This is a genomic window from Methylobacterium mesophilicum, from assembly GCF_022179445.1.
Taxonomy (GTDB): domain Bacteria; phylum Pseudomonadota; class Alphaproteobacteria; order Rhizobiales; family Beijerinckiaceae; genus Methylobacterium; species Methylobacterium mesophilicum.
Genome location: NZ_BPQU01000001.1, coordinates 211,296 through 237,269, shown reverse-complemented (window position 1 = coordinate 237,269; position 25,974 = coordinate 211,296). Strand labels below are relative to the sequence as shown.

Below are 25,974 nucleotides of genomic sequence, written 5' to 3'. Positions count from 1 at the left end.
CGAAAACGGAGAAAACCGATGATTCCCTGGAGAATTTCGTTGGCGGCGAGCGTCCTGCTCGTCCTTCCGGTGTGCGCCCACGAGACCGACGGCAGGAACGGCGGCCGCGTCACGGATGCCGGCAAGTTCCACGTCGAGCTCGTCGCCAAGGACCGGACCGTGGACGTCTACATCCTAGACGGCGACGAGAAACCCATTCCCCCCACCGGGTTCAAGGGCACCGCGATCCTGGTGGTCGGCGGCAAGCCCGCACGGGTCGCCCTGGCCCCGGCCGACGGCGCCCGCCTGACAGGCACCTCCGAGGTTCCGCTGACCGCCAGGCCCAAGGGCGCGGTCCAGCTGATCGCCCCCGATGGCTCAACCGCCAGCGGCAAGTTCAACTGAGCGGCTCCATCCCGGACCGTGCATCAAGAGGCAAGACAGACATGACGTATCCCAAGACCGTTCTCGCCGCGCTCCTGTCCCTCGGCCTGGCCGGAGGCGCCCTCGCGCAGGGCACGCACGATCACGGCTCGATGTCGGACAAGGACATGGGCTCGATGAAGCCCGACCCGCAGGACGACGCCTCGACCAAGGAGTTCAAGGCGGCCGACATGGCCATGATGAAGAACATGGACGTGGCCTACACCGGCAACCCGGACGTCGACTTCCGCACCCACATGATCCCCCATCACAAGGGCGCGGTGGCCATGGCGAAGGTGGCGCTGAAGCACGCCAAGGATCCGGTCACCAAGGAGATGGCCCAGAAGATCATCGACGACCAGGAGCGGGAGGTCGGCGAGATGGAGGCATGGCTGAAGAAGAACGCCAAGTAGGCGGTTACCCACCATCCCGGAATTCCGCGCGGAAACCGAACCACCCAAGGAGAACGAACATGAAGCGTCTCGTGATCACCACCGCCGCCCTCCTCGCCCTCTCGCTCACACAGGCCATGGCGGCCGGGTGTTGCGGCAAGGGCGCCAAGGGGATGTGCGCCAAGCCGATGGCCTCGATGTCGATGAAGAGCGGCAAGAAGGGCTGCTGTTGCGAGGGCATGGGCAAGAAGATGTCGATGTGATGCGGCACGCCTGGCGTCGGGGCGGCCGAACAGGCCGCCTCAACGCCGGGAACGCGACCGCTTGCGCGGCGCCGGTGGTTCGGGTGCTCCCTTGGGCTCGCCCGGATGGCAGGCCGGGACGGACGCGCCGGTCTCCAGGCCGGCGATGATCGGGCAGTCCGGCCGCCCGTCCCCGTCGCAGGCGACGGCGAGGCCACGCAGGACGTCCGCCATCTCCTGGAGGTGGCGGGCCTTTCCTTCAAGCTCCTTGATGTGGGTCAACGCGAGGGCCTTCACCTCGGCGCTACTGCGGCCGGGGTCGCCCCACAATCCCAGGAGCACCCGGATGCGTTCCAGGGAGAACCCAAGGTCCCGCGCCCGCCGGACGAAGCCGAGCCGGTGGACGTCCTCCGGGCCGTAATCGCGGTAGCCGCTGTCCTGGCGGTCGGCACGGGGCACCAGGCCGATGCTCTCGTAGTGCCGGATCATCTTGGCCGAGACGCCCGACGCGTTCGCCGCCTGCCCGATGTTCATGGCCATCCCCATCGTTGACCTTCCCATGATGGGAAGCCGTACACCGATAGGCAACACAGACGGAAGGGAACGGGATCATGATCCACGGTACCGCAGCGAACGACCATGGCGAGCATGCCGGGCACACGCACGGCCACCACGCCGGGCCGCCCCCCGGCGCAGATACGGTCAAGGACCCGGTCTGCGGGATGACGGTGGACCCGCACACTTCGAAGCATCGTGTCGAGCAAGGCGGGCATCCCTTCTATTTCTGCTCGAACGGCTGCCGGACGAAATTCGAGGCGGACCCCGTCCGCTACCTTGATCCGGCGGTCGCGGCGGCGTCGGCCGAGCCCGTGCCCGAGGGTGCGACCTACACCTGCCCGATGCATCCCCAGATCCGTCAGGTCGGTCCCGGATCCTGCCCGATCTGCGGCATGGCCCTGGAGCCGGCGACCGTGAGCCTGGACGACGGCCCCAACGAGGAGCTCGCCGACATGACACGGCGGTTCTGGGTCGGGCTGGTCCTGACGCTGCCGGTGTTCGTGCTGGAGATGGGCGGACACCTCATGGGCCTGACCGAGCGGATCGGTCAGCAGAACTCCAACTGGTTCCAGTTCGCCCTGGCCACGCCCGTGGTGCTCTGGGCCGGCTGGCCGTTCTTCGTGCGCGGCTACCAGTCGGTGGCCCTGCGCTCGCTCAACATGTTCACCTTGATCGCCATCGGCACGGGCGTGGCCTGGGCCTACTCGGTGGTGGCCACCTTCGCGCCGAGCCTCTTTCCGGAGGCCCTTCGTGGGCATGGCGGGGCAGTGCCCGCCTACTTCGAGGCCGCCGCCGTCATCACGGTGCTCGTCCTCCTCGGACAGGTGCTGGAGCTTCGGGCGCGCGAGAGCACCGGAGGCGCGCTACGGGCCCTCCTCGACCTGGCGCCGAAGACTGCGCGCCGGCTTCACGCGGACGGGACGGACGACGAGGTTCGGCTTGAGGACATTGCGGTCGGCGACCGCCTACGCGTCCGTCCCGGCGAGAAGGTGCCGGTCGACGGGACCGTGGTCGATGGGCGGAGTTCCGTCGACGAGTCGCTGATCACCGGTGAGTCCATGCCGGTGACCAAGGAGGCCGGCGCGACCGTCGTCGGCGGCAGCATCAACCAGTCCGGGGCGCTCGTGATCGAGGCCCGCAAGGTCGGACGCGACACCATGCTGGCCCGCATCGTCCAGATGGTGGCCGAAGCCCAGCGAAGCCGCGCCCCGATCCAGCGCCTCGCCGACAAGGTCGCGGGGTGGTTCGTCCCCGTGGTCATCGGGGTTGCGGTGCTCGCCTTCGCCGCCTGGATGGTTTTCGGGCCGGAGCCCCAATTCACCTACGCGTTGGTGGCCGCGGTCGCGGTCCTCATCATCGCCTGTCCCTGCGCCCTGGGGCTGGCCACCCCGATGTCGATCATGGTCGGCGTCGGTCGCGGGGCCGGGGTCGGCGTCCTGATCAAGAGCGCCGAGGCGCTGGAGCGGATGGAGAAAGTCACGACCCTGGTCGTGGACAAGACCGGCACCCTCACCGAGGGCAAGCCGACGGTGATCAGGATCGTCCCGGCGGAGGGTTTTTCGGAGGAGGAGATCCTGCGGCTGTCGGCCGGCGTGGAGCGGTCGAGCGAGCATCCGCTGGCGGTCGCCATCGTGGCGGCGGCGGAAAAACGGAAGATCACGATTCCGGCGGTGTCGGAGTTCGACTCGCCCACCGGCAAGGGCGCCCTCGGTACGGTCGAGGGGCGCCGCATCCTCCTCGGCAACGCGAACTTCCTCGCCGGGGAGAACGTCGCGACGACAAACCTCGACGCGGTAGCGGACGGGCTGCGCCGGGACGGGGCCACCGCGATCTATGCCGCCATCGACGGGCAGGTGGCCGGCGTCATCGCCATCGCGGACCCGGTCAAGGCCACGACCGCCGAGGCCCTGGCCGGCCTGAAGGAAGAGGGCATCCGCGTCGTCATGCTGACCGGCGACAACCGCACCACCGCCGAGGCCGTCGCCCGGCAGCTCGGGATCGACGAAGTCGAGGCCGACGTCCTGCCCGACCGGAAGGCGGCGGTGGTCGAACGCCACAAGGCGGCGGGTCGGGTCGTGGCCATGGCGGGGGACGGGGTCAACGACGCGCCGGCGTTGGCCTCGGCGGATGTCGGCATCGCCATGGGGACAGGGACGGACGTCGCGATCGAGAGCGCCGGCATCACCCTGCTCAAGGGGGACCTCGTGGGGATCGTGCGGGCCCGGAGGTTGTCCCGTGCCGTGATGGGCAACATCCGGCAGAACCTGTTCTTCGCCTTCGCCTACAACGCCGCCGGCATTCCGATTGCGGCCGGGGTGCTCTACCCGACCTTCGGCCTGCTGCTGTCGCCCATCATCGCGGCGGCGGCGATGTCGCTCTCGTCAGTAAGCGTGATCGGGAATGCGTTGCGACTGCGTGCGATGCGCCTTTAGGAAATGCCGTTTCCAAGTCCGCATCCGGATGGCCGAGGCTGAACGCTTTGTCGCGCTCCACCTCGGCCTGCCGGTCGGCGCCGGGTCGTCGGGACCCGGATTGGCGGAATGCTACATGCGGTGACCGCGATGGCCCATCATGTGGCCGCGGCGATGGCCGTGACCCATCATGCGGTGACCATGCCCGTGGCGCATCATGCGGTGGCCGCGGTGGTGGCCGTGGCCCATCATGCGATGGCCGTGCATGCCGTCCATCCGGACCTCGGTCACGGCGGTCGGGGCGTCGACGGCGCCGATCATGCCGGGGGCGGCCGAGGCCGGTGCGACCGATGCGGCGCCCAGGGTTGCCAGGATGGCGGCGGCGAACAGGGACTTTCTCATGGGCTTCCTCAAATCGTTGTCGGCGATGCGTCGAAACCGACGGCACCCGAGCCTTGGGAACGGCTCCGCTTCCACGACCGTTCCGCGGGGTACGTTCTTCTCCACGCGACGTGCCTAACGGAATGCACGTTCGCCACCGCCCGGGCCGGCGGCACGCCCCGCGGCGATGCGATCCCCGTCATCCTGGCCGGCCGGGGAGTGGCGGACGGTCCCGGCGATCCGCGGTCGGACCCGTCACGGCATCGATGCGAGCCAGCCGAACAGCGCCAGGACCCCGGCGATCAGGATCGTGGCCGTCAGGAACGCCCGCGTGGCGGCCTTGCGTACGTGCGGCCGGACCTTGCGCCGTCCTCCGCCCCCGCCGCCCCACGACTCCATCCGGCGGCCGAGCTTCTTGCCCGTCACCGCCGCGGCAACCGATGACGACGGATCCCGCGGTGGTCGGCCAGGCATTCAGGCCGGGGTCGCGTCGGCAGGCTCAAGGCACGCCGGACCCGAGCAGGTCGGCCACATGGGCCTCGGCGGGATGGCCGGTGGCGGCGCGGTGGCTTTCCGAGCAGGCCGCGTAGTCCGGGCCGGAGGCCGACATCACGAGCTCCGAGGTGCCGTCGGGCATCGTGCGCGTTGCCAGGACGGTTCGTCCCGAAGGCCATTCGAGCGATCCGGGAACGCGTCCCGGCCGTGGCTCGCCGTAGCGGAGAACCCCTTCGCGACGGACGGCGTCACGCGCGGTGGCATGGGCCGCGTCATCCAAGGGCCGCCCGACCCAGACGACCTGCTGCAGGCCCTCCTCACGGCAGACCACCAGCACCACCTCGACCGTGTCGGGACCCGAGGCGAGCGGTCGGTCGTGGAGGTAGTACAGGCCGGTCAGGTTGGCCTCGCGGTCGACCATCGAAGGGGTATCGATCCGGTCCACCGGACCCCATGCCAGTCCGAACGGCCCCTCGCCGACGGGTCGCTCGGCCGCGTGCGCCGCCCCGGCCAGGGCCGCCAGGACGAGCGCGGTCGGGAAGACCCATCGGCGCGCCATCGACCTACTCCGCGGCCTGGGGAACGACGGGATGGGGGCCGGCCCCGGTATCCGCCGCCTTGGCCCTGGCGGGGACGACGGCACCGGCGAAGCGGGCGTACAGCGCCGGCAGCACGACCAGCGTCAGCAGCGTCGCCGAGATGAGCCCGCCGATCACCACGGTCGCGAGGGGCCGCTGGATCTCCGCCCCGGTCTCCGTCGCCAGGGCCATCGGCACGAACCCTAGGGACGCCACGAGCGCGGTCATCGCCACCGGCCGGAGCCGGGTCATCGCGCCTTCGAGGATGGCCTCCCGGCGCGGCTTCCCTTCCGCGATCAGCTGCTTGATGTAGGTCAGCATCACGAGTCCGTTGAGGACCGCCACCCCCGACAAGGCGATGAACCCCACCGCCGCGGGTACCGAGAACGGCATGCCCCTCAGCCACAGGGCGGCGATGCCGCCGGTGAGCGCCAACGGGACCGCACTGAAAACCAGCAGGGCGTCGCGCGCCGAGTTCAGGGCCGAGAACAGCAGCAGGAAGATCAGGAAGAAGCACACCGGGACGACGACCATCAGGCGCTGCCGGGCCGAGGCCAGGTTCTCGAACTGGCCGCCCCAGGTCACATAGTAGCCGGACGGAAGCTGTACGCCCGATGCGACCTTGGCCTGGGCCTCCGCCACCAGCGAGCCGATGTCGCGGCCGCGCACGTTGGCGGTGACCACGACCCGACGCCGGCCGTTCTCGCGCGAGATCTGGTTCGGCCCCTCGGTGACGGAGAAGCTCGCCACCTGCTTCAGGAGCACCGAGGAGGCCCGTCCGTTGACGCCCGGGGGCAGCGGCACGGGGATGTTCTCCAGGGCCTCGCGGTCCTCGCGCACCTTGTCGTTCAGGCGCACGACGATGGGGAAGCGCCGGTCGCCCTCGAACACCATGCCGGCCTCGCGGCCGCCGATGGCCGCGCCGATCACGTCCTGGATCGCGGACGTGCTCAGCCCGAGGCGGGCCGCCTCGACCTTGTTGATCTTGATCTCCAGGAACGGCAGGCCGGCCGTCTGCTCGACCTTGACGTCGTCGGCGCCGTCGGTCCCGCGCAGGATCGTGGCAACTTGGTTGGCGGCCTTGAGCATCGGCTCGAACTCCTCCCCGAACACCTTCACGGCAAGGTCGCCGCGGGTGCCGGCCAGCAGCTCGTTGAACCGCAATTGGATCGGCTGCGAGAACTCGTAGACGTTGCCGGCGAGCGCCCCGAGAGCCTTCTCGATCTGCTCCTGCAGGTCGGCCTTGGACAGGTCCGGATCGGGCCATTCCTCCTGCGGCTTCAGGATGACGAAGGTGTCGGACGAGCTCGGGGGCATCGGGTCGGAGGCGACCTCCGCGGTGCCGGTCTTCGAGAAAACGTAGGCGACCTGGGGGAATCTGCTGATCGCCTGCTCGACCTTCAGCTGCATCGCCTGCGACTGCGTGAGGGAGGTCGACGGGATGCGCTGGGCGTTGAGCGCGATGCTCTTCTCGTCGAGCTGGGGAATGAACTCCTGCCCCAGCTTGGTGAACAGGAACCCGGCGCCGACGAGCAGCACCATGGCGACGGCGACGAAGGTCATCGGGCCGCGCAGTGCGGCGCCGAGGACCGGGCGGTAGGCCGCCTTGATCCCGCGGATGATGAAATTGTCCTTCTCCGTGACCTTGCCCGTGATGACGATGGCGATCATCGCCGGGACGAAGGTCAGCGACAGGATGAAGGCCGAGACGAGGGCGATGATGACGGTGAGCGCCATTGGCTCGAACATCTTGCCCTCGACCCCGGTGAAGGTGAGGAGCGGCACGTAGACGAGGATGATGATGGCCTGCCCGTACAGGGACGGCTTGATCATCTCCTCGGCCGAGGCGCGCACGGTGACGAGGCGCTCCTCCAGGTCGAGCTTGCGCCCGAGCTCCCCCTGTCTCTCGGCGAGGTGGCGCAGGGCGTTCTCGGTGATGATGACGGCGCCGTCGACGATGAGGCCGAAGTCGAGGGCGCCGAGGCTCATCAGGTTGGCGCTGATGCGGCCCTGGACCATGCCGGTCATGGTCATCAGCATCGCCACCGGGATCACCAGCGCCGTGACGATGGCCGCCCGGATGTTGCCCAGCAGCAGGAACAGGATGACGATGACGAGGGCGGCGCCCTCGGCCAGGTTCTTGGCCACGGTCCGGATGGTGGCCTCGACCAGCAGGGTCCGGTTGAGGACGGTCTGGACCTCGACGCCGGGGGGAAGCGTGCGCCGGATCACCGTCATCCTCGCGTCGACGGCGGCCGAGACCGTCCGGCTGTTCTCGCCGATCAGCATCAGGGCGGTGCCGATGACGACCTCGCGCCCGTCCTCGCTTCCCGATCCCGTGCGCAGGTCGCGACCGATCCGGACCTCCGCGATGTCCGAGATGCGGACCGGCACGCCGCCGCGCGTGGTCACGACCACGGACCCGATGTCCCCCATGGTCTCCAGGCGGCCCGCCGCGCGCACGACGTAGCCCTCGCCGTTGTCCTCCAGGTAACGGGCACCCTGGTTGGCGTTGTTGGCCTCCAGCGCCCGGCCGATGTCGGCGAACGACAGGTCGAGCGAGGTGAGCTTCATCGGGTCCGGCTGGACATGGTACTGCTTGTCGAAGCCGCCGATGCTGTCGACCCCGGCGACCCCCGGCACGGTCTTCACCTGGGGGCGGATGATCCAGTCCTGGACCGTGCGCAGGTACGCCGTGCGTTCGAGTTCCGTCGCGAGTCGTTGGCCCTCGGGGGTCAGGTAGCTCCCGTCCGATTGCCACCCGGCCTTGCCGTCCGGGGAGACCTTGCGCTCCTCCGGCTTGGCGTAGTGGATCGACCACATGTAGATCTCGCCCAGGCCCGTGGAGATCGGGCCCATGTGCGGCTCGGCCCCCGGCGGCAGGGTCGACTTCGCCTCGCCGATGCGCTCGGCGACCTGCTGGCGGGCGAAGTAAACGTTCGTGGCCTCCGAGAAGACCGCGGTGACCTGGGAGAAGCCGTTTCGCGACAGCGAGCGGGTGTATTCCAGCCCCTTGATGCCGGCGAGCGCGGTCTCGACCGGGTAGGTCACCTGCTTCTCGATATCGACCGGCGAGAGCGACGGCGCGGTCGTGTTGATCTGCACCTGGTTGTTGGTGATGTCCGGCACCGCGTCGATGGGCAGCTTCGTCAGCGAGAACACGCCGAAACCGGCCGCCAGCAGCGACAGGAGCACCACGAGCCAACGCTGGTGGACGGAGAAGTCGAGGATCTTCGAGATCATGGCCGGTCCCCGCTCAGTGGTCGTGGTCGGCTTCGGCCTTGCCGAGCTCGGCCTTCAGGACGAAGGAGTTGGCGACAGCGACCTCGTCGCCAGGCTTCAAACCGGTGAGGATCTCGAAGGCGTCGTCGTCGGCCTTGCCGATGGTCACGTCCCGGCGTTCGAAGCCCTCCTGGGTGCGTACGAAAGCCACCTTCTCGTCGCCGATGGTCTGGATGGCGGACTTCGGCAGCCGCACCTTCACCGGGTCGCGGGCGATCTCGACCTCGGTTGTCACGAAGGTGCCCGGCCGCCAGGCCATGTCCTTGTTCGGCAGGGCGACGATGACCCGGGCCGAGCGCGTCTCGGGGTTGAGGATCGGGCTGACGAAGACGACCTTGCCCTCGCCGCGGGGGCCGTCGTCGCCTCCGACGATGGTGACCTTGGCGCCCTCGCGGACCTTCGACAGCTCCGTGGTCGGGACGGCGAGCTCGATCCACACGGAGGACAGGTCTGCGACGGTGTAGACGTCGGCCGGGTCGCCTTCCTTGCCGACGGCGGTGCCCACGTCGACCTTGCGCTCGACCACACGCCCGGAGAGCGGGGCCTTGAGCTCGTAGCGGCGCAACGACGAAAGGTTCGGGGTGGTCTCGTCCTTCTTGGCGGACGTCGCGACCTCGGCCGCGTTCAGCCCCAGAGCCGAGAGTTTTTGGCGCGCGAGGTCGACGCGTAGGGTCGCCTCGGAGTAGGCGGCCTTCGCGTTCAGGAAGGCCGATTCCGCCGAGATGCGCTTGTCCCAAAGGGCCTGCTGCCGGTCGAAGTTGGTCTTCTCCAGGTCCGCCTTGACCGTCGCGGTGAGGAAGTCGCTCTTTGCCTCGGCCACCTCGCGGCTGTCGAGGACGGCCACGACCTCGCCCTTGGAAACTTCCTCGCCGAGGCGCTTGCGCATCTCGGCCACGGTGCCGACGACCCGTACGGGGACGCGAGCGATCCGGTCGGCGTCCTGGGCGATGGTGCCGGGCACTAGGAGATGGCGCGAGAGGATGCCGCCCTCGACCGTGGCAAGCTTGATATCCTGCTCCGCGGCCTGCTCGGCGGACATCTTGATCCTGCCCTCGCCCTCCTCGTCGTGGCCATGCGCCTCGCCCTCGGCGTGCTTGTGGCCTCCGGCTTCGGGCTTTGCCTCGCCCTCGGAATGCTTGTGCTCGTCGGCAGGCTTGGGCTCGGCGTCGGCATGTTCGTGGCCATGCTCGCCATGACCGTGGCCATCGTCGGCTGCGGGTGTCGCCGGCTTGGTCATGGCCGCGTTGGTCGGTGGCGCAGCCCGGGCGTTCGTCAGGCCGGCGGCGGCGAGTGCGCCCTGCACGACCTCGGAGACGCGGGGGAAGGCACCGCCGATGGCGATGCCGATAGCCAGGAAGGCCACGGAGAGGAATGCACGCATGGGAATGGGCCGGGTCCGCCACGGACGTCGCCTCGCCGCGCGTGCGGCCGGGGACGGTCCTTACTGAATGATCGCGATGGTGAGGGGCCGGGACCCGCGAGGGGCCGGCCGTGACGCGCCACGGACGTGACGACGTCGCCTCAGGCGCGAGGCGGCCTGGGAAGGCGGTCGGGCGAGACCGATCCGATGGCGGTGGTCACGGTCGCGTAGGAGGCGCGCGCGGTCCCGCGGGACGGCAGAACGGGCGTCCCGTCTACGTTCAGGGCCTGATGGCACCCGCAATTGGCATGGCAGGCCGGGCAGGCATCGGCGGGATCGGAAGCGACCGCCTGCGTCGGTGCGGACACGGACAATTCGTGGCTGACGGACCGGTGCGCCTCGGCGGAATGGATCGCGCCGGGAACGACGAGCGCCAGGACCAGGACGAGCGAAAGCACGCGGACGGTGGTCGCCCACCAGCCGCGCATCGTCTCGCAGGCCCTGATCCGAGGTCCCGTATTCATGGTCGCCTTATGAACGATTCAGGGCCGCCCGTACATGCCGGATGACCCATGACGATGCCTGAGCCTCAATCGTCGTCGTGATGGTGATGATGATGCCGTTCGCCGTAAAAGCGGCGCTCGCCGTAAAATGCGCGGTCGCCATAGTCGTGGCGGGGACGGTGGACGACCACGTCGTCGTGATCGCCGTGGTGGTACCTGTCGACGTGAACGTCGCCGCCGCGCCGGTCAAAGTCGCCACCGTAATATTGCGCGGACGCGGCCGCCGGGGCCAGAATCAGGCTAACGGCGACCAAGGCTGGAATGCGAACCGGCATGTCTTAATCCTCAAGGGTGTGTGTCCTCAGGATGGGCGCGATGAGTTGAACGGGGCCTGAAACTGACGTTCATCGATCTTGGTCCTGATGGCCCGAGGCCTCGCGAAGCACGTTCAGGGGCCTCGGGCCGAACAAGTTCAGTGACGCTCGATGACGGTCGTACGCGACTCGGTCTCGTGATGGTCGTCGTGGTGATCATGCACGACCGGATGATCGTCGTGGTGATGCTCGTGCACCACCGTCTCGTGACGGTCCTCGTGATGATCGCCGTGGACCGCGACACCACCCGGGCCGACATCGACGTGCTGGGCGAACGCACCCACCGGCGCCAGCGTCAGCGCGGCGATGGCGGCGATGGCGGCAAACTTGATTTTCATGTCGGATCTCCCTGGGTTGAATACAGGCCAGGAACGTAGCGACATGGAAAACCGATCCAGACATTCCCAGAAATTTCGGGATGATTCAGCAGTCTAAGCCGGGACGCATCGGCAAACCATTTGTCATCCGTCCCGTACGCAGGACAGTCCTTCGTTACGACTTGTGCAGAGGCATGCGACCGACGGCGTTCGCGCCTTTCTCGACCAGCAGGGTCGACCAACGACGAATGGTTACTACTGTCGGACGGGGTGGCCGCCTTGTCACGATGCCGAGGCGGGCGGTTTACGCTACGGAGGAGGCAACGCCGCACCACGAAGGGACCAGACCGGCTATCCGCCGCCGGGGCGTAGCCGATCAGGCGATGACCTGGTCTAGCGTGAGGAGGAGAAGGAAACCGCCGAAGAACATCGCCGTCACCCATGGACGGTCCTCGATCTCGTGCGCCTCGACCAGGAGCTCCTCGGTGACGAGGTACAGCAGCGCGATCAGCCCGAACGCGAGGAAGCCGGCCTGGACCGGTGCCGATAGGGTGGCGACGGGGCCCCCGAGCAAAGCTCCCAAAGGCAGCAGGACGACCAGACCCGCCGTAAGGCCGACCACCTTGCTCTTGGACGCGCCGGTTTCCCCGAATTGGGTCGCGACCGTCAGGCCGAGGAACAGGACCTCGATGGTCAGCGCGACGGTCAGCAGGATGCCGGCCTTGGCACCGGCGGCGAAGGCGATGCCGAGGACGAGCCCATCGACCAGGATATCGATGCCGGTGACAGACATCAGTCCGACGGGTCCCTTCGCCCGCTTGCCGAGGGCCTTTACGAGGAGCATGGCGCCGACGCCGAGCGCGCCGCCGATCAGCGTCGCCCAGGGCGAGCCGGTGTGTTTCAGGTCCGGTAGGATCTCCCCGGCAGCCGCGGCGAAGACGACGCCCGCCGCGAAGTGCTGGATGGCGCTGACCAGGATGGGTCCGGGTCGAAGGTTGACGGCGACCGCGGCGCCGATGACGGCCGCCGCCGCGGGAATCAGGGTATAGGTCCAGGCTTGCATGACGGCCTCAGGCGACGTGGTCAGGCGCGAGCGCGCAGGCGTTGTCCGCGCTCGTCTCGACCTGCAGGGTGGTGTGGCCGATGCCGAACCGTTCCCTGATGCCGGCGGCCGCGTCCATGAGGAACGCGTCGTCGGGTCGGCCGCCCGGCATCAGGAGATGGGCGGTCAGGCAGGTCTCGGTGGTGCTCATCGCCCAGACGTGGAGGTCGTGCAGGGCGGTGACGCCCGGCAGTCCTTCGAGGTGGGCGCGGACGTCGGCCGGATCGATGCCCGGCGGGACGGCGGCGAGGGACAGCGTGAGGCTGTCGCGCAGGAGGCCCCAGGTGCTCCAGACGATGACCGCAACGATGGCAAGGCTGACGACGGGATCGAGCCAGGTCCACCCGGTGTAGAGGATCACGAGGCCGGCGATCACCACGCCCGCCGAGACGGCGGCGTCGGCGGCCATGTGCAGGAAGGCGCCCTTGATGTTGATGTCGCCCTTGGCCCCGGAGGCGAACAGCCAGGCGGTGATGCCGTTCACCAGGATGCCGACCGCGGCCACGATCATCACCGTCTTGCCGGCGACGGGTGCTGGTTCGCCGAAGCGCTGGATCGCCTCCCAGGCGATGGCGCCGACGGCGACCAGCAGGAACACCGCGTTGAACAGGGCCGCCAGGATCGACGAGCCCTTCATCCCGTAGGTGTAGCGGGCGCTCGGGGCGCGCTTGGCCAGCACCATGGCGACCCAGGCCACCACGAGGCCGAGCACGTCGGAAAGGTTGTGGCCGGCATCGGCCAGCAGGGCCATCGAGTTCGCCAGCACCCCGTAGGTGGCCTCGACGACGACGAATCCGACGTTGAGGGCGATGCCGATGGCGAACGCCTTCCCGAAGCTCGCCGGGGCGTGGCTGTGTCCGGGGCCGTGGGCGTGCCCGGCGTGGGCTTCGGAATGGTCGTGTCCGGCGTGGTCGTGGCGTTCCGTCATCTCGGCTTCCGGTCTGAGGGTGCAAGCATCGATGCCTAACTCCTCTACCCACTAGAGGAGCAAGCCCGCGTTTCGGCCTCGGTCAGTGCCGGTCGCTGAGACACTCGCCGTGGTCGGCCAGCACCTCGATGATGCGGCATTCCCCGACGTCGCCGCCCGAGCACTGCTCGACCATGGCCTGCATCTCCCGCCTGAGGCCGGTAAGCCGGGCGATCCGGTCGTCGATGTCGGCGAGGTGTTTCCGGGCGATGGCGTCCGCCTCCCCGCAAGGCCGATCGGGATGTCCGGCCAGGTCGAGAAGGGTTCGGATATCCGCGATCTCGAAGCCGAGTTCGCGGGCGTGCCGGATGAACCGCAGCGTCCGGACGTCGCCCTCTCCGTAGGTGCGGCGATTGCCTTCCGTACGCACCGGCGTCGGCAGCAATCCGCGTTCCTCGTAGAACCGGATCGTGGGGACCTTCACCGCGGCGCGCCGCGACAACTCCCCGATGGCGATGGGCTTCATTCCGCTTGCTCCTCTAGTCGCTGGAGGAAGTAAGGTGCCTTCGAGAGATGCGGAAGGCACCCGCCATGAGCGACGCTGCGACCCCGGACCGAACCGAGAGCCCCCCGACGCGCCTGCGCGTGACCGGGATGGACTGCGCCTCGTGCGCCGCCAAGGTCGAGAACGCCGTTCGGCGCCTACCCGGCATCGAGGACATCTCGGTCTCGGTGGCGACCGAGACGCTGACGGTGCGGCATGGACCCGCCACCGACGCCCGGGCCATCGCGGCGACGGTCCGCAGCCTGGGCTACGGCGCCGAGGCCCCCTCCGCCGACACGGTGTCGGATGCCGAACGACCTGAGCCGGTCTGGTGGCGGTCTCCGAAGGCGCTGCTGGCGTTCGCCTGCGCGGCGGCCCTGGTGCTGGCTTACGCGGTCGGCCAAGCCGCGCCGGCAACGGAGCGCTGGGCTTTCCTGGCGGCCATGGCGGTCGGCCTGGTACCGATTGCTCGACGTGCCGTCGCGGCCGCCCGGCACGGGACGCCGTTCTCCATCGAGACCCTGATGTCCGTGGCCGCCATCGGCGCGACCGCCATCGGGGCGACCGAGGAGGCGGCCACGGTCGTCTTCCTGTTCCTGGTCGGCGAGGTGCTGGAAGGGGTGGCCGCTGGCCGGGCCAGGGCGAGCATCCGCGGCCTCACCGGCCTGGTGCCGGACACGGCCCTGCTGGAGGGCGACGGATCGATGGAGCGGGTGCCCGCGGCGAGCCTGCGGCTCGGGGCGACCGTCCTGGTGAGGCCGGGTGACCGGGTCCCGGCGGACGGAACCGTCCTCGACGGGGAGAGCGCGGTGGACGAGGCGCCGGTCACCGGCGAGAGCGTGCCGCGGCGCAAGGCACCGGGCGATGCGGTGTTCGCCGGGACCGTGAACGGGGACGGCGCGCTTCGGGTGCGGGTGACCGCGGCGGCGCGGGACAACACCATCGCCCGGGTCGTGCGGCTGGTGGAGGAGGCCCAGGAGGCCAAGGCCCCGACCGAGCGCATGATAGACCGCTTCTCCCGCATCTACACCCCGGCCGTGGTCGCGGTGGCCGCCCTCGTCGCGATCCTGCCACCGCTGCTGTTCGGGGGCTCGTGGGACGGCTGGGTCTACAAGGGGCTCGCCATCCTGCTGATCGGGTGCCCCTGCGCCCTGGTCATCTCGACGCCGGCCGCCATCGCGGCGGGGCTCTCGGCAGGCGCCCGGCGGGGCCTGCTCATCAAGGGCGGCGCCGTGCTGGAACGGCTCGCCGCCGTGACCATGGTGGCCTTCGACAAGACCGGCACCCTGACCGAGGGCAAGCCCGTGGTCACCGACGTCCTGGCGTTCGGCCGGTCCGAACGGGAGGTCCTCTCCCTGGCCGCCGCGCTGGAGGCGGGCTCCTCGCATCCGCTCGCCAAGGCGGTCCTGGCCAAGGCGGCGGAAGCCGGCGCACCGACGCCTCCGGCATTCGGGTCGAAGGCGCTCGGCGGCAAGGGGATCACCGGCAATGTCGGCGGCCTCGACCTGTTCCTCGGATCGCCGCGGGAGGCGGCAGCGCGCGTGACGCTCAAGGCGGAGCAGGAGGCGCGGATCTCCACCCTGCAGGGCGAGGGCAAGACGGTCGCCGCCCTGCTGGCGAACGGGGCGTTGGTCGGGCTGTTGGGCATGCGCGACGAGCCCCGGTCCGACGCCAAGGCCGGAATCGACCGTCTCGCGGCGGAGGGCATCGGGGCGGTCATGCTGACCGGCGACAACGCCCGCACCGCCCGGTCTGTGGCGGGAACGCTCGGCATCGAGGCACGGGCCGAGCTCCTGCCGGAGGATAAGCAGCGGATCGTGCGCGAGCTCCAGGCCGGGGGTGCGGTCGTGGCGAAGGTCGGGGACGGCATCAACGACGCCCCGGCGCTCGCGGCCGCCGATGTCGGCATCGCGATGGGTGGCGGCACCGACGTCGCGCTGGAGACGGCCGATGCCGCGGTGCTGCACGGGCGCGTCGCCGACGTGGCGCGGATGGTCGAGCTATCCCGCCGGACGCTGGCGAACATCCGCGCGAACATTGCCATCGCGCTCGGACTGAAGCTCGTGTTCCTGGTCACCACCGTCGCCGGCATCACCGGTCTGTGGCCGGCCATCCTGGCTGACACCGGAGCCACGGTGCTCGTCACGGGCAATGCGCTGCGGCTGCTTGGCATGCGGCTTCGTTAGGCGAATGGCGCTTTGGCGCGGCGTGGGACGTGCGAAGCTTGAAGCCGTCGGCTTCATTCGGTAGACTTCGCTCCGTGGGCTGCGGACTAGTTTCTGGAGATCGTCGTCGATCTACCTTTGACCCCTCCCGTGGACAAATCCAGAAGGCGGGTCTCCGAAAGGGGGCGCCGCCTTCACTCGTTCTCGACTTCGAAGGAAGCGGAAAGCGCATCCCGCGGCCCTCCTCCGGGAACCTCCTTGCATCGCCGGAAGGGTAGGCGCCCAGGCTCTTGCGTGCCGACAGCGTCGGCGCACCGAGCTAGGCCAGCCATGCTTCGCATTGAGCTTCACCGCTCAGGAACGACAAAGGCCGCCCTCCTTTCGAAGGCGGCCTTTGTTTTACTCTAGGTTGTTTCAATGCGGAACTTTGGGGGTGAAATGCGGATCATTGGGTCGGCTATCAAAACAGGAGTGGGCCAGGATCGTCAGCAACAGCAGGGCGATGATGTTGGTGATCTTGATCGCCGGGTTCACAGCGGGATCAAAGAAACTGTCTGTGTCCGCGCGGCCACGTTACCGTCTGACACCTGCTACGGCGGGGCCACCTCCAGCAAGCGGATCGACGTCGCCGCTCCTCGCGCTGTGACACCCAAAATGCTCTCTATCCGCGTCAGAATATCGGGGTCGACATCGGGGCCGATGATCCAAAGCGACACGTCTTTGGGGCGACCGAAATTGGGGTCGTACCAGAGCATCAGGCTGTCCGAGGCCGGCGGCAACAAGTAGGTGCGGTCTGTGACAAACGTCGGCAACTGCGCCAGCCCCGCATCGGCGAGCGCCTCAAGAGGACGCCACGCCTCCTGTCGCCGGGCTCGCCCCTCCGCTTGCTTGCGGGCGAGTTCCTCCATGAAGTCGGGTGGCGGTGGCGGGGCGCGGCGCGTCCCGTAGACGGGATCAACGTCCGGAAACTCGGCCTCCGGGGCGACCTCCGTCACCACATCCGCCGGCGGATCGGTGGCCTCGATGCACGCCAGCAGCGTCCTGGCATTGGCGTCAGACAGGCTCCCCCCGGCGATGTTCCCGGCCACGGCGTTGCGGACGTCGCCGGGAGTCGTGCGGGACAGGCTCCCCGCCAAGGTCTTCCACCCAAAGTTGGTCGCGAGATTGTGGGCGTGCAGGAACGCCTGGATGCCGCCCGACGGCAGGGGGGCGACCGCCGGGACGGCCGGCTCCGGGTCGACGTCCGAGGGAGCGGACGCCGAAGTATCAATGGCCTCCGCGTCCGGGGGTGCGGACGCCGACGTCTTAAGGGCCTCCGCGTCCGGAGGTGCGGACACCGCCTCGGTCGAGGAGGCCTTTGGCACCCACGCCGCCGCCTCGGCGTCCCACGTCTCCTTGGCCGGCAGGCGTCCCCAGGTCCTCGTGTCCGCCGCGTAGACGAGCAGGCCGGCCCCCGGCGCCTCCGTCCACTCCAGCACTCCGTCCCGCAGCGTGACGTGGCTCAGGCCTCCGTCATGCACTGCCGTCAAACACGCCCACAGGGCACCGTCGGGGAGGACGTGCGTCTCGGTGACGTTTTCGAAGGGGAATGGCGCACCCGGATGATTGCCGTCCCAGACGGCCTGCCAGACATCCATGGCGATCTGCTCATCGCGCATGCCATCGTGCGAGTAATACCAGGTCGGTAGGACCTCCCCACCGACGGGAGGCATCAGGCCCGGCGGGATGGCGTCGCCGAGCTTCCACGTCTCCGTCCATTGCGGGTCCGGGCCCTCCTCTTCCGGGATGCGCGTCCACTGCCCATCGAGCGCGACAAGCTCCCCCGCCCCCGGGACATACCCCCACTCGATGATGCCGCCCCGAACCGTGGCGTGGCTCAGCCCGGCGTCCCACGCCTCCAGGCGCGCCCAAGCCGCGCCGCATGCGAGGCGCCGGGTCTCGTAGATGCCGACGAATGGGCTGGACATTCCCGCCGGCCGCCACGCGTCGAGGGCCTTGGCGATCTCAATGTCGATCTCGTCGCCATCGCAAGCGATGCCCGGAGGAGACCCCGCCGGGAGCCTCGGCTTCGGGTTGTCCGCCCCGGGGACGGGCGGGCGCCAGCCAGGGGGGAGCGGGTCGCCCGCCTTCCAGGCGGGCCACCACCATGACCCGCAGGGGAACCCGGTCGTCAGGGCCGCGTCGACGGCGTGCATGAAGGAAAGCTGGGTCATCAGGAATCCCTCCGATCAAGGTTTGCCGGGTACCGGCGCCACCGCTTCGCCCTGCTGTCCCATCCGAGGGGCACCGGCATCTGCGACCACGAGTATTGACGGATGGTGTCGCGGGTGCCCCGCACGCTGATGCGATGCACCTCCGCGTCGAAGACCTCGACGTCGGCGACGACGGCATCGCCATCGCGCCACACCGACCGGACGTGCTCGACGCACGACGGGATGCCAGGACCGGTCATGTCGGTCAGGTGCTGTCGGATCAGGGCTCCGAGCCCGAGGTCATGATCCGGCCTGAGCGCGGGCCGGACGAGAGCGGCGAGGAACGAGCCCTGCTGGGGATCAGGGCGGGACATCTTAGGCCTCCGCCGAGCCGAAGATCTCCGCCCGGAGCTCCGGGGGAAGCTGCCGCCGGTGCCGAAAGACGGCAGCCAGCGCCTGGCTGGCCTCTATGACGCTGAGCGTCGGCAGCGATCCGAGGACATGTCCGACATGGCTGTGGGACTTGCCCCAACCCGCATCGTTTCGGATCGAGGCGCGGTCCTCGTCGAAGCTGCAGAGCAACTTGACGCCGACGTGGACCGCCTGGAGCACGCCTGGCTCCTGCGCCCGGGCCAACCAGTCGTGGACCGGATCTCGGGCGAGGCGCTCGCGGACCTTTTCGATGGCCTTGTCGACCTGGCGGACGAGTTGCCGGGCCATGTGCGCCACGTCCGGGTGCGGATACCCGCCGACGCCCATGGGATGCTGCAGAACCGCGACGGCGAGTTCCCGCTTCGCCTTGGGCCAAGCCCAATGGAACTTGTTGAGCGACACCTTCATGGCCTCGATGGCGGCCTGCCGGCCGGGCCCGTTCGCCTCCGCCTCCTCGATCTCCCGCTGGCGCAGATAGGCCTGGACACGCGCCTTGCCTTCGTCGTCGGCGACAATTGCGGCCTCGGCGGCGGCGATGCCCCGCTCGGCGGCGGCCTCATCGGACGGAACCGGCTCCCAGCAGCAGGGCGTCCAGTCGCCCTCGCGCACATCCGAGCGGTCGTCCGCCCACGAGTAGCCGGCGTCGCGCAGGGGGGCACGGGCCAAGTTGTATGCCCGGCGATAGATGGCCGGATCGCCGAGGCCCAGCCAGAGGACGCGGTCGCCATGCTTCGTCTTGACGGACCGCTGCTGGCGCCACGTCAGGCCCAGCGCCGTGAGGGGGATGGCCTCGGCGACGGGGAGCGGCCGGGCCGAGGCCGCGTAGGCCTGAGCCACGATTATGGCGAGGCCGATGAGGAGGAGGAGGAGCGTCAGCACGGCGGGGGGTTTCCTTCGGCGATTGGCAACAGCCACGAGGATGCCGAAACTCCCCCCCATTGCAAGTGTTACTCGGCCTTTTTAATCCTTCGAAAGTCGAAGGATTAGATGACCAATCCTTCGTTTCTCCTCTTGAGCATGCCTTCAAGCCTGCCTCATACTGACCATGCGGCATCTCGCCGCGTGGATATACAGGGATCGGAGGTAGAGCTTGTTGGCAACAGCGGACGGATTCGTTTGCGATAGCTGGGAGACCGACATGGCATCTTCAATGGCACCCCTCCCGCAGGAGGAGGCGGAACCCGATCCCCGCGAGCTCCTGCGAGAGGCCATTGACGTGGCAGGGTCCGCTGGCGCAGCGGCTCGGCGACTCGGCGTGAGCACGTCATACATGCTCGATGTCCGCCACGGTCGCCGGCCAGCCTCGCCGCGCATCCTCGCGGCCCTCGGTCTTGAGCGCCGGATCGTGCGGATCGGGGGTCGCCCGTGAGCAAGGTCGACGCCAGCGTCCACATCCGACCGACCGCCGCCAAGGTGGCCGCGCTAGTCGCCTCGCACTCAATGGAGGCGGCAACCGCAAGGTGGTGGTGGCTCGACGAAAGGACGATCTGCACGCTCGCCCAGGCCGGGCGTGCCGCCAAGGGCGAGGTGCTGCAAGGCGTGTCGAAGCGGCGCTCGTATTCCGAGATCGACGCCGCCGTGTGCGTCGAAGCTGCCTTCGTCCTCGGGTCAGGGACACGAGGGGAGCGGGCAGCGGGGATGCTCCACAACACCACGCGGGGGCTCTTTCCGCGTCGGGGCCTCCCGCACGTGTGCATCTCCCCGGAGGAGCGCGGCCGCGCCGCCAGCATCGGGAACCTCGCCAAGGGAGGCGCCCCCGACGCAATCGCCGAGCGGGACCGACAGCACGCCCACGAGCTCGCCGTCGGGGAAGTCTTGCGGGCCGCCCTCGCGCTCGTCCCGGCTCAGCCCGCCACCGGCCGATACCGCCTCCCCCCCGTCGACGACGTCCTGCGCGCCGCCCTCTCCGGGCAGGACCAGGCCGCCATCGAGGCCGTGTTCCCTGACCTCGCCCTCGTCGCCCCCGCCGAGGTTCCGGCCGAGGAGGCCGTCCCCGTCGCTGCTCCCCTTCCCGATCCCACTCCCCCCGCCGAGGTGCCCACCGTGTCCGAGACCACGCCCGACCACACGCCCCACATCCATCGTCGCGCGCCTGACAATTCGATCATCCGTCGCGACCATGCCGACGGTGGCAACCTCGTCCCCCTCGCGGCGCGCTACGGCATCTCGCCGACGTCGCTGTATGCCCACTGGCGCAGGATGGGCCTCTCCGGCCGCGGCCGCATGGATGGCCTGGGCGCCGCCCAGCGCCAGGCCGAGGAACAGGTCGTCGAGCCGGCGCCGCAGGAGGCCGCACCGGCGGACGTCCCCGCCGCGCCCGTCGCCCCGGAGCCCGTCGCCCCGTCCCGCCCGGTCGACCCGTACGGCGCGCTCGCCCCTGAGGAGGCCGTGGCCGTCGTCGCCCACATTCAGGCCACGGCGCCGCTCGGGCTGCATGACCTGGGTCGCGCGGTCGACCTCGCGGCCTCGAAGGGTCTCACCCGGTCCGACGCCATCGCGTGGGTCAGGGAGGACATCCGCTCCGTCGCGATGGCCCGGGTGATCCCGCCGGCGGAGGACGTGGTCGACAACGTCGCCATCTCCAACGAGGCCATCGCGAACGAGGTCTTCCGCGAGCTGATGCTGGCCGACGATGCCATGAGCACGCGCCAGTGACGTCGCTCGACGCATGGCGTGAAGAGACCCGCGTCGTCGATGCCCTGGCGGACGCCCTCCTCGCCGGTGACGGGCCCGCCGCGGCCCGGGCCGTCGAGGGGATCACCGATCCGGGCGCGTCCGCCCGGATCTGGGGGCGAGCCCGCCTCATCGTGCTGTGGCACGGCCTAGCAGGGAGAGACTGAGATGGCACGCAGGCCCCGATACCGGCCCAAGCCGGACCTCTCGCCCCTCGAACAGCACAATCTCGGCGTGCTCTTCGACGGCGCGCTTCTCAACCGGCCCTACGGCGGGGAATACCCCCGGTACAAGGCGCTGGCGAACCTGAAGCTGATCAAGCTGTTCGAGGGGCACGACGCCCTGTCGGACAGCGAGGCCCAGGATCGCGCGAGGGCCATCAACCCGTATCGCGATTGGAGCCACAAGTTCGTCGCCGAGTACGCCGGGAACCTCATCGGATGGGGCGTGGCGATGGGCGCCGTCGAGCCCGGTCCGACCCGGGACGGCCAGCGAGTCTGGGTCATGCCTGACAGGGAGCCGCGGTACGCCGAGCTCGGAGGGCGGTCCGTCCAGGTCAGGGGCCTGGAGCCACAGGCGCAGGCCGCCATGGACAAGAGGGTGCGGGCGCAGGCCAAGCTCAACGCGACCCTCAACAGGAAGGCCGCCGAGGCTGCTGCGCCCGAGATCGTCCGCCTCCTGGACGCCATCGCCGTGGCCGACCCCGACACCGTCATCCCGGATTTCTGGAGCCACTACGTCCCGGCTGACGTCAGGGAGCGGTGGCCGCGCATCGCCGAGGCGAAGGGGCTCCTCGCGGATCTCCACCACGGGTGGCCGCGGTTCTGGATCAAGCGGTGGGTGGGGCAACTGAAGGACGCGCACAGAGAGGCCCTCGGACGCGCTGCCGTCCGGGATCGCGACGCCAAGGCGCGGCAGGAACGCCTCACCGAGGACAGCGCCGCATTCGAGGACATGGACCTGTGATGACACGCAACGAGACCACCGACATCATCGCCGAGCAGGTCGCCACGGACGCCCGGCCGGACCATGTGGCGACGCTCGTCCACGCCCTCCGTATCGGCGGGGATGGTTTCGCCGTCGAGGTCGCCGCCGACTTTCCGGACGTCGCCTCGGACGAGGAGCGGGGGAGCCTCATCGAGAGGGCGCGGGTCATCGCCGACGGCATGGGCCCCATCGACCCGGTGACGCCCGGGGCGCTGCCGCTGCAGCAGATCGCGGAGATCCTCGGCGAAACCTATTGGGTCCCCCGAGCCTGGGTTTTCCAGGGATGCCCCCACGAAGGTTACGGGTCATCGCTGCGTTGCGACCCGGCGGCGCTGGCCGCCTGGTGCGCCGCGAAGGCGGACGGCATCACCTCAGAACCGGAGGCCCACCGGTTCCGGACGCTCGCCCAGCACCTCGCCGATCACGCCGCCCTGCAGGCAGCCTGAGCAGGCTCGGGACCGCCAGGGCCACGACATTAACCGTGGCAAACATCCCCGATTGCGGGCGACCAAACATTGGGTGATTCTCTCCGTGATGACCGCGACTTACGCCTTGATCGCATCCCTGGACGTCGCCCTCGATCAGTCCGAGGGCGCCCGCCCGCTACTCGCCGCTTCCGGCGACGACGTGCCATGGGCGCTCCACCGGGCTGTCTGGGCGCCCGAGCTCCAAGGCCTCTGGGGCTTCCCCGCCTACTCCGTCGCGGATCTCCGCGGCGCGATCAGGCGGGGCGAGCTTAGGGTGTCGCGTCGCGGTCGCCTCTTTGAGGTGTCGCGCGCCCAGCTGCGCGCATGGAGGAACGCGTGGCAGACAGACGACGGAAGAAGGGCCCCCGCAAGCTCGGCGTCGGAGGGCGAGGCGAGCCCTATGCCTGGTACCGCGAAGGCCGCATCGGAACCGACGGCGTCGAACGTGGCGGCCTTTGGGTCGTCATCCACAAGCGGCGGCAGGTCCTTAGCACTGGCCTCGGCCTTGGCGAAGGCGCGGAGCGCAAAGCGAACGAAGCCCGCGTCCTAGCCATCCTCCAGGACTACAAGGACAGCCTGGCGATCCAGGCGGTCGAGGCCGTCGTCCTGGACAAGGGCCGGCCGGCGCACGAGGTGTCCCTCGCCACCGTCCTGTCGCGGTACCTTGAGGCGAAGCGGGGCACCCTCGATCCGAAGACCGGCCAATACGTCGGCGGCGTCTCCCGCCACCACGAGCTCGCGCAGCGCGTCGTCGCTCTGTTGGAGTGGTGGGGCGAGCGGTCGTTGGCGGACGTCGATACGGTCTCGTGCGCCGCCTACGTCGCCTCGCGCGTCGGGCAGCCATGGAAGACGCATGCGCGCCTCGGGACCGGCAAGGACGGCAAGCCCGCCCGGACAGGGTACTCGAAGCCGACCCAGCAGCGGACCGTGAAGCCGGCGGGAGTCCGGCGGGAGCTTGAGGACCTGCGGGCGGCCGTGAACGTCGCCCTCGCGGACAACCTCACGCGCGACGTCGTCCGCGTGGTCCTGCCCCCGAAGGGCGAAGAGCGTGATCGGTGGCTCGAACGTTCCGAGGCGGCCCGCCTGATCCTTCGCGCTTGGCGCAAGCGCGAGGTCCAGAAGATCACGTCCGGTCCCCGCAAGGGCGAGACGTATATGACGCCCCGGCGCCCCGCCCGGCACCTGGCGCGCTTCATCCTGGTGGCGCTCCGGACCGGCACCCGGTCCGGGCCGATCTGCAACGCCTCGTTCGTCAAGACGCCCGGCCTGCCGTGGATGGAACTGACGACCGAGACGACGATGGTCGAACGCGTCGAGACCCGCACCATCGACGGCGAGGCGTTCGAGCGCCGGGTCCAGGTCCCCACCATCAAGCGGGTGGCGATCTTCCACCGGAAGGCGCTCGGTACGAAGGAGGCCGAGAACAAGAAGGCCCCGACGGTCCGGATGCCGGACAGCCTCGTCTCCCACCTGTGGCGCTGGCATCACGTCCTCGGCCAGACCTACGTGGTCGAGTGGCAGGGCAAGCCCATCGGGTCGACGAAGAAGAGCTTCGCCAACCTCGTCTACGAGGAGGGACTCGGTGACGACGTCGTCCGGCACAGCCTACGTCACACGGCGGTGACGTGGGGCATGCAGGCCGGTGTCCCCATCTGGGAGCTGGCCGGCTACGTCGGCATGGGCGTCGAGATGATCGAGCGGCGCTACGGGCACCACAGCGCCAAGCACATGGAAGGTGCCCGCGAGGCACTCGGCCGGCGGGGTGGGAAGCGGAAGGCGGCTTAGGGGGAGTGGTCTCGCTCTAGAAGCTTGGTCTCCGCCTGGATGGCACGGCTAGTCATCCAGCGAAGGCGGCTGAGCATGTCGTGCTCCGACCGCGTCAGGCGGCCCTTGCCGACGTGAACGATCTTCGACCGCACTCTGTAGATCGCCCGGAACTCTCGCAGCACTTCCTTTCGGTGCTCCTGGCTCTCCCCGATCAGGTAGGCGCATCGATTGGCGAGCAGTTCGCCGAGGCCCACCTCGTCCGAGGCCTCCTCTTCGCCAAGCAGGATCTCCAGCGCGACAGCCCCCTGCACGAACGCCATCGTCTCGTCGCGGCTTACCGAACTGCCGAACAGCCATCGGCCTGATCGCGTTATCCGGCCCGATGCCTCCGGGCGGCTGAAGCAGGTCCGGACCTTCGGCAAGGCGTGATCGAGCAAGGCCCGGTCGGTGATGTCTCCCATCTTGTTGAGCTCGATGGACGACATGGCGGCGGCAAGGGTCGTGTCGAATTCCGGTGTGCAGTCGAGCACCCATGCTCCGTCGACCCGTCGGTGAACCATGTAGGAGGGGCGGGACATGTGGGCTGCCGCGTTGGATGTCGACCAACTGAACCTGAAGAGGTGATGAGCCATGCTCACGCCCGCGAAGGCCCGCAGCGCCTCTTCGGCCTCGAATGCGGTGGCCGATTGCCCGAAGCGGCTGACGTATCCCGATCTCCTGACCTGCAGGTAGATGGTGTCTTCGTGCCATTCGGCCGCGAGCAGGCCGTGGATGCCTCCGAGCAAACCGAGCAAACGGTTCTCGCTCCGGGGCGCCGGAAAGGCCGCCATCGTCGCATCGTCGCCTCGCACCATGCTGATGGTCGGGGAGAGTTCGAGGGGTAGGCTGTCCTGTAGCGCGACTAGCATCCGGTCGCCGATGACCTTGGGCATCGGGAGCGAGAATACGTAGTCCCAAGGCAGCGAGTTCAGGTCTGCGATGATCTCGCCGGCGACCGCCTTGGCGTCCGAGAACCCGGCCAGCGTGCCCAAGGGCTCAGGGGGCTGATTGAAGATCGGCTCCACGGTCTCCTTAAGGCGGCGTCCGATCCAGTCCATTACGAACTCCGCGGCTGGGTTTTCGTCGATTATCCCGACCAGCTTCGACCGCGTACCGCCCGCGTCCGGAATGGCCGCGTCGAGGGCGGCCAAGGGTGACGGGTTCTCCATCAACACGAACATCCGGCTGTGAACCGGCAGGTCGGGAAGGGCGGTGGCGAGGATTTCGACGAGGCGCTTCATGCAGCCCTGATGCAGGTTCATCGGCATGGGCCGAGCGTCGCACGGGCGTGTCACGGGCGTAATGGGGCAGATCGCCAAGACCACAGCATCCGACCAATGTTTGGTCGAATGTTTGGTCGGGATTTGCTCTCTGAGCCGGGAAGACCGGTTTCCCTAGGGAAAC

General features: G+C 69.1%; 26 protein-coding genes. 10 read left to right on the top strand and 16 right to left on the bottom strand.

The window, feature by feature from the left end:
* The first annotated feature begins 18 nt into the window (after nt 1-18).
* The 3 genes from MFF40_RS01150 to MFF40_RS01140 are packed head-to-tail and all read left to right on the top strand — an operon-like array spanning nt 19 to nt 1,057.
* Nucleotides 19-384, top strand: a complete 366-nt coding sequence (locus MFF40_RS01150; RefSeq protein ID WP_238259427.1) for a hypothetical protein — start codon at nt 19-21, stop codon at nt 382-384.
* A gap of 41 nt (nt 385-425) precedes the next feature.
* The gene (locus MFF40_RS01145) at nt 426-815 is read left to right on the top strand and encodes a DUF305 domain-containing protein (RefSeq protein ID WP_238259424.1); all 390 of its coding nucleotides are present in this window, start codon (nt 426-428) and stop codon (nt 813-815) included.
* Between the two features lie 59 nt (nt 816-874).
* Nucleotides 875-1,057: a hypothetical protein gene (locus MFF40_RS01140; protein WP_238259422.1), complete on the top strand. Its 183-nt coding sequence runs from the start codon at nt 875-877 to the stop codon at nt 1,055-1,057.
* A gap of 39 nt (nt 1,058-1,096) precedes the next feature.
* On the opposite strand, the gene cueR is transcribed toward MFF40_RS01140, so the two are convergent.
* Nucleotides 1,097-1,570: a Cu(I)-responsive transcriptional regulator gene (cueR, locus tag MFF40_RS01135; RefSeq protein ID WP_238259584.1), complete on the bottom strand. Its 474-nt coding sequence runs from the start codon at nt 1,568-1,570 to the stop codon at nt 1,097-1,099.
* A 77-nt stretch (nt 1,571-1,647) separates the two neighbouring features.
* Here cueR and MFF40_RS01130 point away from each other — a divergent pair, with 77 nt between their 5' ends.
* A complete protein-coding gene (locus MFF40_RS01130) occupies nt 1,648-4,026 on the top strand; it encodes a heavy metal translocating P-type ATPase (protein WP_283206078.1) in 2,379 nt (792 codons plus the stop codon).
* A 111-nt stretch (nt 4,027-4,137) separates the two neighbouring features.
* Here MFF40_RS01130 and MFF40_RS01125 read toward each other — a convergent pair whose 3' ends face one another.
* The 11 genes from MFF40_RS01125 to MFF40_RS01075 form a co-directional block, all read right to left on the bottom strand.
* Nucleotides 4,138-4,407, bottom strand: coding sequence for a hypothetical protein (locus tag MFF40_RS01125; RefSeq protein ID WP_238259420.1), 270 nt, complete (start codon nt 4,405-4,407; stop codon nt 4,138-4,140).
* A 234-nt stretch (nt 4,408-4,641) separates the two neighbouring features.
* The gene (locus tag MFF40_RS01120; protein ID WP_238259418.1) at nt 4,642-4,812 is read right to left on the bottom strand and encodes a hypothetical protein; all 171 of its coding nucleotides are present in this window, start codon (nt 4,810-4,812) and stop codon (nt 4,642-4,644) included.
* Nucleotides 4,813-4,885: 73 nt separating this feature from the next.
* Nucleotides 4,886-5,440, bottom strand: a complete 555-nt coding sequence (locus MFF40_RS01115) for a threonyl-trna synthetase (RefSeq protein WP_238259417.1) — start codon at nt 5,438-5,440, stop codon at nt 4,886-4,888.
* A gap of 4 nt (nt 5,441-5,444) precedes the next feature.
* Nucleotides 5,445-8,702 carry an efflux RND transporter permease subunit gene (locus MFF40_RS01110; protein ID WP_238259416.1) on the bottom strand — a complete coding sequence of 1,086 codons (3,258 nt, stop codon included), beginning with the start codon at nt 8,700-8,702 and terminating at the stop codon, nt 5,445-5,447.
* Between the two features lie 13 nt (nt 8,703-8,715).
* The gene (locus MFF40_RS01105) at nt 8,716-10,122 is read right to left on the bottom strand and encodes an efflux RND transporter periplasmic adaptor subunit (RefSeq protein ID WP_238259415.1); all 1,407 of its coding nucleotides are present in this window, start codon (nt 10,120-10,122) and stop codon (nt 8,716-8,718) included.
* A 140-nt stretch (nt 10,123-10,262) separates the two neighbouring features.
* Complete coding sequence (locus MFF40_RS01100; RefSeq protein ID WP_238259414.1) at nt 10,263-10,625, bottom strand: hypothetical protein; 363 nt, start codon at nt 10,623-10,625, stop codon at nt 10,263-10,265.
* A gap of 65 nt (nt 10,626-10,690) precedes the next feature.
* A complete protein-coding gene (locus tag MFF40_RS01095) occupies nt 10,691-10,939 on the bottom strand; it encodes a hypothetical protein (protein ID WP_238259413.1) in 249 nt (82 codons plus the stop codon).
* Between the two features lie 137 nt (nt 10,940-11,076).
* Nucleotides 11,077-11,316, bottom strand: coding sequence for a hypothetical protein (locus MFF40_RS01090; RefSeq protein WP_238259412.1), 240 nt, complete (start codon nt 11,314-11,316; stop codon nt 11,077-11,079).
* A 355-nt stretch (nt 11,317-11,671) separates the two neighbouring features.
* A complete protein-coding gene (locus tag MFF40_RS01085) occupies nt 11,672-12,358 on the bottom strand; it encodes a ZIP family metal transporter (protein ID WP_238259411.1) in 687 nt (228 codons plus the stop codon).
* Nucleotides 12,359-12,365: 7 nt separating this feature from the next.
* On the bottom strand, nt 12,366-13,325 hold the full coding sequence (locus MFF40_RS01080) for a cation diffusion facilitator family transporter (RefSeq protein WP_238259410.1): 960 nt from the start codon (nt 13,323-13,325) through the stop codon (nt 12,366-12,368).
* Between the two features lie 82 nt (nt 13,326-13,407).
* Entirely contained in the window at nt 13,408-13,830 is a 423-nt protein-coding gene (locus tag MFF40_RS01075; RefSeq protein WP_147750031.1) for a MerR family transcriptional regulator, read from the bottom strand.
* Between the two features lie 65 nt (nt 13,831-13,895).
* Between MFF40_RS01075 and MFF40_RS01070 the strand changes: the two genes are divergently transcribed.
* Complete coding sequence (locus MFF40_RS01070) at nt 13,896-16,034, top strand: heavy metal translocating P-type ATPase (RefSeq protein ID WP_238259409.1); 2,139 nt, start codon at nt 13,896-13,898, stop codon at nt 16,032-16,034.
* Between the two features lie 569 nt (nt 16,035-16,603).
* Here MFF40_RS01070 and MFF40_RS01065 read toward each other — a convergent pair.
* Genes MFF40_RS01065 through MFF40_RS01055 form a run of 3 tightly spaced genes read right to left on the bottom strand, consistent with a single transcriptional unit; the run spans nt 16,604 to nt 19,516 of the window.
* The gene (locus tag MFF40_RS01065) at nt 16,604-18,226 is read right to left on the bottom strand and encodes a hypothetical protein (RefSeq protein WP_238259408.1); all 1,623 of its coding nucleotides are present in this window, start codon (nt 18,224-18,226) and stop codon (nt 16,604-16,606) included.
* Nucleotides 18,226-18,579, bottom strand: coding sequence for a hypothetical protein (locus MFF40_RS01060; RefSeq protein WP_238259406.1), 354 nt, complete (start codon nt 18,577-18,579; stop codon nt 18,226-18,228). The genes MFF40_RS01065 and MFF40_RS01060 overlap by 1 nt, the downstream gene beginning before the upstream one ends.
* A gap of 1 nt (nt 18,580) precedes the next feature.
* A complete protein-coding gene (locus MFF40_RS01055) occupies nt 18,581-19,516 on the bottom strand; it encodes a hypothetical protein (protein WP_238259405.1) in 936 nt (311 codons plus the stop codon).
* A gap of 486 nt (nt 19,517-20,002) precedes the next feature.
* On the opposite strand from MFF40_RS01055, the gene MFF40_RS01050 reads away from it, so the two are divergent.
* From MFF40_RS01050 to MFF40_RS01030, 5 genes are all read left to right on the top strand, one after another.
* Nucleotides 20,003-21,292 carry a hypothetical protein gene (locus MFF40_RS01050; protein WP_238259404.1) on the top strand — a complete coding sequence of 430 codons (1,290 nt, stop codon included), beginning with the start codon at nt 20,003-20,005 and terminating at the stop codon, nt 21,290-21,292.
* The gene (locus MFF40_RS01045) at nt 21,289-21,477 is read left to right on the top strand and encodes a hypothetical protein (protein WP_238259403.1); all 189 of its coding nucleotides are present in this window, start codon (nt 21,289-21,291) and stop codon (nt 21,475-21,477) included. The genes MFF40_RS01050 and MFF40_RS01045 overlap by 4 nt, the downstream gene beginning before the upstream one ends.
* Nucleotide 21,478: 1 nt before the next feature.
* Entirely contained in the window at nt 21,479-22,276 is a 798-nt protein-coding gene (locus MFF40_RS01040) for a hypothetical protein (RefSeq protein ID WP_238259402.1), read from the top strand.
* A complete protein-coding gene (locus MFF40_RS01035) occupies nt 22,276-22,743 on the top strand; it encodes a hypothetical protein (protein WP_238259401.1) in 468 nt (155 codons plus the stop codon). Before MFF40_RS01040 ends, MFF40_RS01035 begins: the two co-directional genes overlap by 1 nt.
* A 357-nt stretch (nt 22,744-23,100) precedes the next feature.
* Nucleotides 23,101-24,549: a site-specific integrase gene (locus MFF40_RS01030; protein WP_238259400.1), complete on the top strand. Its 1,449-nt coding sequence runs from the start codon at nt 23,101-23,103 to the stop codon at nt 24,547-24,549.
* Here MFF40_RS01030 and MFF40_RS01025 read toward each other — a convergent pair.
* Nucleotides 24,546-25,838 carry a HEPN domain-containing protein gene (locus MFF40_RS01025; RefSeq protein WP_238259399.1) on the bottom strand — a complete coding sequence of 431 codons (1,293 nt, stop codon included), beginning with the start codon at nt 25,836-25,838 and terminating at the stop codon, nt 24,546-24,548. The genes MFF40_RS01030 and MFF40_RS01025 overlap by 4 nt on opposite strands.
* Between the last annotated feature and the right edge of the window lie 136 nt (nt 25,839-25,974).